Source organism: Acinetobacter bouvetii (assembly GCF_902753875.1).
GTDB classification, from domain to species: Bacteria; Pseudomonadota; Gammaproteobacteria; order Pseudomonadales; family Moraxellaceae; genus Acinetobacter; species Acinetobacter bouvetii_A.
In genome coordinates this window covers 24,513-30,512 of sequence record NZ_CADDTS010000034.1, presented here as the reverse complement: position 1 = coordinate 30,512, position 6,000 = coordinate 24,513, and the positions used below count along the sequence as shown (strand labels likewise).

The 6,000-nt window shown below is 40.7% G+C and carries 5 protein-coding genes; 1 reads left to right on the top strand and 4 read right to left on the bottom strand.

The features are described 5' to 3' along the window. Positions 1-236 precede the first annotated feature (236 nt). Complete coding sequence (locus tag FB6_RS10405; RefSeq protein WP_174559932.1) at positions 237-1,187, top strand: bifunctional helix-turn-helix transcriptional regulator/GNAT family N-acetyltransferase; 951 nt, start codon at positions 237-239, stop codon at positions 1,185-1,187. A 124-nt stretch (positions 1,188-1,311) separates the two neighbouring features. Here FB6_RS10405 and FB6_RS10400 read toward each other — a convergent pair whose 3' ends face one another. The 4 genes from FB6_RS10400 to FB6_RS10385 form a co-directional block, all read right to left on the bottom strand. Further along, positions 1,312-1,689, bottom strand: a complete 378-nt coding sequence (locus FB6_RS10400; RefSeq protein WP_174559931.1) for an MmcQ/YjbR family DNA-binding protein — start codon at positions 1,687-1,689, stop codon at positions 1,312-1,314. A gap of 74 nt (positions 1,690-1,763) precedes the next feature. Next, on the bottom strand, positions 1,764-3,209 hold the full coding sequence (locus FB6_RS10395; protein WP_174559930.1) for a protein adenylyltransferase SelO: 1,446 nt from the start codon (positions 3,207-3,209) through the stop codon (positions 1,764-1,766). A gap of 448 nt (positions 3,210-3,657) precedes the next feature. Next, positions 3,658-4,824: an acyl-CoA desaturase gene (locus tag FB6_RS10390; RefSeq protein ID WP_174559929.1), complete on the bottom strand. Its 1,167-nt coding sequence runs from the start codon at positions 4,822-4,824 to the stop codon at positions 3,658-3,660. A gap of 281 nt (positions 4,825-5,105) precedes the next feature. After that, on the bottom strand, positions 5,106-5,816 hold the full coding sequence (locus FB6_RS10385) for a glycerophosphodiester phosphodiesterase (RefSeq protein ID WP_174559928.1): 711 nt from the start codon (positions 5,814-5,816) through the stop codon (positions 5,106-5,108). Between the last annotated feature and the right edge of the window lie 184 nt (positions 5,817-6,000).

Sequence of the window (6,000 nt, the reverse complement as noted above, 5' to 3'; positions counted from 1 at the left end):
TCTAGAGTGAGATGAGTATAGTTCATGATGCAACTTTGACTTTGGTCGGTCGGAAGCAAAATGCTAGCTCATCTTGCTTCCTTCCAATAATTTAATCTCTGTTGCACTTCATTTGAGAATCTAAGAATATAAAAAGCGTATTTGAAACATGATTTTAATTCGGCAAGAAAATAATTCATAGACAAATTTAATTGAGTATTGTAAATTGGTTGTAATATACAACTAATTAGTTTTTTATGTCAGTACACCCTGAAATTATTGAAAGCATACGTAGCGCTTCTAGACAAATGGTTCGTGAACTTGGTTTTATGAATTCAACATTAGCTGCAACGAATTATTCGCCATCAGTCATACATACTTTATTGGAACTGGAAAAGCAGAAAACAATGACTGCAGCTCAAATTGCAGATTTTTTAGGTTTGGAGAAATCTAGTATTAGCAGGATGGTCAATAAATTAATCCAAGAACATGAGTTGCAAGAGAGTGTTTCTGATCATGATGGCAGAATGAAATTATTATCTCTGACATCTAAAGGTAGAAATACTGTCCAAAAAATTAATGAATTTGGACAAATGCAAGTCAATACGGCGATGGAGTATCTTATGCCGTTGTCTCAACAAAAAGTTGCAGATGGATTAAACCTTTATGCCTCTGCGCTTCAATCAGCTCGACTGGCTTCACAGGTGGCTGAAAAGAGTAGTATTCAAATCAAGAAAGGTTATATTCCTGGTGTGGTTGGTCGAATTACAGAAATGCATGCCAATTTCTATTCAAAACATTCAGGTTTTGGTCAATTTTTTGAAAGCCAAGTTGCTACTGGGGTTGCCGAGTTTGTAAGTCGCTTAGATCATTCTTGTAATCATATTTGGACTGCTTGCCTAGATGGAAAGATTGTCGGCTCTATTGCAATTGATGGTGAGGATTTAGGTCAGGGTGAAGCACATTTAAGATGGTTTATTTTAGATGATGATTGTCGAGGTTATGGAGTGGGGCGAGAACTACTGTCACAAGCCATGAAATTTTGTGATGAGCAAGGATTTACGGCTACTCACTTGTGGACATTTAAAGGTTTGGATGCTGCACGAAAACTTTATGAAGCATTTGACTTTAAACTTGTTTCTGACGAGAGTGGAAACCAGTGGGGCACGATAGTTTCAGAACAAAAATTTACCCGGCTGAAAGTTTGAGACTAGTGCTGATAGGAAAATTAAAGAATTGCTTATAAATAATGGGTGATTCTTTAGTTCTTGTATAGACCTAACAGCAAGTCTTTAAAATATATGAAATAAGATTCTTGATCATCTATGTGGATTAATTTGATGGAATGCTTTTGAGCGCTTCTATCCGCAGTCTTTCAACTTTTTTAAGCTTTTCCACCACCAAATCATAAGAATTCTGCACCAAATCCTGCACTAAAGATTCATCCAGGTTTTCATCCTCATAAACAGTTACCCAATGCTGTTTATTCATATGCCAGCCAGCACGAATATAGGGATAAATATCCCGTAGCATTGTGCCATCATCCGGGATAACTTTTAAGTTAATGGCTGCCTTGCCTTCTAAATGAAAACTCAGCATAAAGACTTTATCCATGACTTTAAACACATCACAGCCATTGCCAAAAGGTTGGCTTACGGTAACTTCGGGAAATTGAAGGGCAGTTTGGCGTGCAAGATGATGTAAGGTCATAATGAAATATTTTTATTAGAATTGTGGATAATGTCTAAATTATCCACAATTTGAATATCGAGTGTGGATAAATTTTAAGATGAACAGCTCACCATCACTTCCGGAACATCACTTGGCAATGGGGCTAAATCCTCAGCTTGCTCGAGATCCGGCTGCTTGGTAAATGGTTGGCTGAGCAGTTTAAACAGCCGATTTACTTCTGAAAAATCATCCCGTTCCGCCAGTTCAATCGCTTTTTGTGCCATGTGATTACGTAAAATATACTGTGGATTAGCTTTGGCCATTTCAGCATCCAGTGCATCGCTATCCTGATGTGTCCGAATACTTTCATATTGAGTCAGGAAACTTTCAAACTGGCGTCGGTCCAGACAGTCATCTTTAATCGCTTCAAATTCTTTGTTCTGAAGTCGAATAAAGCTTTGGGTGTAGTCCAGCTGTTCACTTTGCAAAATGCGCAGAAATGCCATGCCGCAATCAAAACTGTCTTTATGGAAACTTGGTAGTCCCATTTTTTGACACAGTCCAAGGGTGTAATGTTCCAGAAAGGTTGCTTCAAAATGCTCTAGACATTTCGCCAGTTCTTCCTTGAATTGTTCTCTTTCAGCAGGATCTTTTTTGAGTGGAATCAGGTTGTTTAGCCACATCCACAAATTCCAGTGTCCAATGCTGGGTTGCTGCTGATAGGTATAGCGACCTTGGTAATCCGAGTGGTTATTAATCCAGTTCGGGCGGAAACGTTCCATAAATCCATAAGGTCCAAAGTCTAGGGTAGAACCGGTGATATTCAAGTTATCGGTATTCATCACCCCATGCGCAAAACCGACCAGTTGCCATTTGGCAATCATCACCGCAGTACGCTGAATCACTTGTGTTGCAAATGCCAATACCGGCTGTTCGGCATCCAGACATTCCGGATAGTGCCATTCGATACATTTCTGCGTGAACTCGGGCAATAAATCGCCCTGGTATTGATTGATCCATTCAAAATGACCCAAGCGAATATGGCAGTCGGAAGTACGCAGCATCATTGCGCCCGGTTCCAGTTTTTCCCGTTGTATGCCTTGGGTGGAAGAGGTAAATCCCACCGCATTACTCGATGCAATACCTAAAGCATTGAGCGCATGGCCGGCCAGATATTCACGAATCACTGAACGTAATACGGCACGACCATCTCCCATACGCGAGTAGGGGGTTGAACCGGCACCCTTTAAATGCAGATCAATGATGTGATTGTTCTTATCCAGAATTTGCCCAATCAACAAACCGCGGCCATCACCCAGTTGTCCGGCCCATTGTCCAAACTGATGTCCGGCATAGACCATGGCCAAAGGTTCAAATTCGGCAAAGGTTTTTTGCCCGCTACAGATGGCCACCCATTCGGCTTTGTCCTGTTCAGACCACTGCAATTGATTGGCAAGTGCTTCATTAAAATGACCCGCTTTGGCTCCTTTTAAGGGAACAGGTTGTTGATGGTGATAAAGCTTGGAATTGAGCGAGGGATAACGCGGATTAAATTGCATGAGACAATCTAAAAAATGGGGGAGATGACATCACTATAGCAAATTTAAACAGCCAAAATGAATAAAGCCGTACGAATGTAATGTTGATCAGCTAAGGTATAAGGAATGACTATTTTTAATTTTTCCAATCATCATGTCGGAGTCTTTTCTTTATTAAGTCACATGCTTGGAGCTCATTTGTTGTTTTGTTTCGCCAAATGAGAAGCAAAGCTTCGCAAGAAAAGCATCTTGCGGTGCAGCGTACCTCATCCGCCAAACTTGTCCACTACCGCGGAATAACAAATCTATCGCAGAAACAACGACCTTTTAAGGGATTCCTGCCTCAAACAATTGCGGATGATGTTTTTCGTGTATCAAATAATATTTTGAATTTAAAATAAAAAATGCCAGTCAATTTCTTAACTGACTGGCACTTATCAAACAATAGGGCTTTATATCGAATCAGAGTTTATTCTGAAACAGGGTTCTTTTTAATATTGCGAACCAGGATTTTCAAGGTATTGCGATGATGCGCAAGACGCTGTTCAACCAGTTGGAAATCCATTTTCAGCTTGTTATCCATTTGGTGGATTTTTTCAGCAACAGAGGCTTTTTTGGCTTGAATTTCCTGTTCTTTTAGCTTCGCCCAGTCATTTAAGGTTTGGGTAAAGGCTTCATATTCCTGAGCAATACGCAGTTTGGCTGCGGCCATGTCTTCGTTGACATTGTGGCCATATACGGCCAAGTCTTGTTCAGCATATTTAAAGCGCATCGCCAATTCCGCTTTTTTAATATTAAAGCTTGGAATACGACGTAAATTTTTAGCCAAACCGACTTTTGAACATGACCAGATCAACCATTTGGTTGGATCGTACTGCCACCATTTTACGCCGTTACGGTAATCGTATTGGAAAATGTGGTGGTAGTTGTGATAACCCTCACCCCAAGTGGCAATGGCTAAAACAAAATTGTCACGCGCCGTGTTTTCGTCAGTATAAGGACGTTTGCCCCACATATGACACAGTGAGTTAATGAAGAAAGTCACGTGATGGCTCAAGATCAGACGAAGTAAACCGCCTAATAACAACACGCCCCACATATCGCCAACAGCCCAACCGACTGTGGTTAAAATCACTGCATGAACGGCAATCACGAGGGGAATGTAGTATTTGTCCTGAAACATCACCACCTTGTCATTTAACAAGTCCGGTGCATTTTTATAGTTGGCTTCCGCTGCCGGATAGTTGCGAAGCATCCATCCAATATGCGCATACCAAAAGCCATTATTAATTGAATACGGGTCTTGTTCCACATCATCAACATGACGGTGATGGGTACGGTGACCTGAAGCCCAGAACAGAATACTGTTTTGAACGGCAAAGGTTCCCATAATCATTAAAATAATTTTTAAAGGAAGTGTCGCTTCATAGGCACGGTGCGCCCACAAGCGGTGGTATCCTGCAGTAATTCCTAAACTACTCATACCAAGCAGTACAAATAAGCTGATCCATGCGCCTAAGCTAAAATCATGATGATAAGCATACAAAGGGATAGCGATGACAGCGACAATGGGTAAAAACACCAATGCAAACACTGCAATCCAGTTAATTGGGGCTTTGGGTAAGGGAGCATTCATCTCCAGCAGCACTCCTAGAACCTTTTTCAGGTAAGGTATAAATGAATTTCTTAATTCATTACAATTTATAAGGATTAAGACTTATCAATACTAGCATGAGCGGACAAATCTTCACTAGCATTATTCTACAGTTGTATTGTACTAAACAGTAACAGAATGCGAGACAAGTTGATTGATTTTATCGAAGGTCAATCCGGCTTCCGTTTACAGCAGCGATAGCGGCCATTTTTGAGAAAATAAATGACCGATTGAATCACATTTATGAGGGCGAATATCTTATTTTATAGGTGCTCGAGCATCATCTTGGGAAAATCGGTAATTAGCCCATCAATGCCTAAACTTTGTAGATGCTTCGCCCGTTCAATATCATTCACCGTCCAGACACTGATGTGTAAATGAGCTTTCTGAGTGGCTTGAATCATTTCATCAGTGGCCAACTGGTTCATCCAGCCAATCTGGCAACAACCAAGTTCTAAAGCCTGTTCAATCGCTTTGTGTTTAATGTCCTCTTCAACCAATAAGCCGCGTTTAAAGATGGAATACTGTTGTTTTAAGGCCTGATGGATTTTTAAGTCAAAACTGGTGATGACTGCGGTTTCTTCAAAGTCATGCAATTGTTTTTGTAATTCTAAAACCAGTTTCTCGGCTTCTGCCATGGTGGCGACTGCTTTCACTTCGACTTCAATATGTTCAAAGTCATGAATGATGCTCAAGGTTTGGCGCAACGTTGGGGTAATCTGTTTATCCCAGTCCATCCAGATATGAGCTTGATTAAAGGCTTCAAGCTGGCGGCTGTCTAGTTCATAGAGGGCTTGATCAGTGCCTGTCGTTCTTAAAAAGTTGTCATCATGCATGATGATGAGTTCATTGTCTTTCAGTTGACGGACGTCAAATTCAACAGCGCGGATGCCCAGGTCATGGATATATTGAAAACCGCCTAGGGTATTTTCTGGTGCTTCTCCGCGTGCACCACGATGTCCGATGATTCGCATCCTTGATCCTTCTATGGAAATTTTATATTTTCATAACGGTGTCTTACCGTTTATTTATCCAATGTGAGGAGCTCATTGTTTCACTTTTAAAAAAGTGAGCAAAAAATTTACCATTCACAAAACCTGTTTAACAGTAGCAATTTATTCACTGTTTCGCAGAAACTTTATGTATCAAATTTCAGTC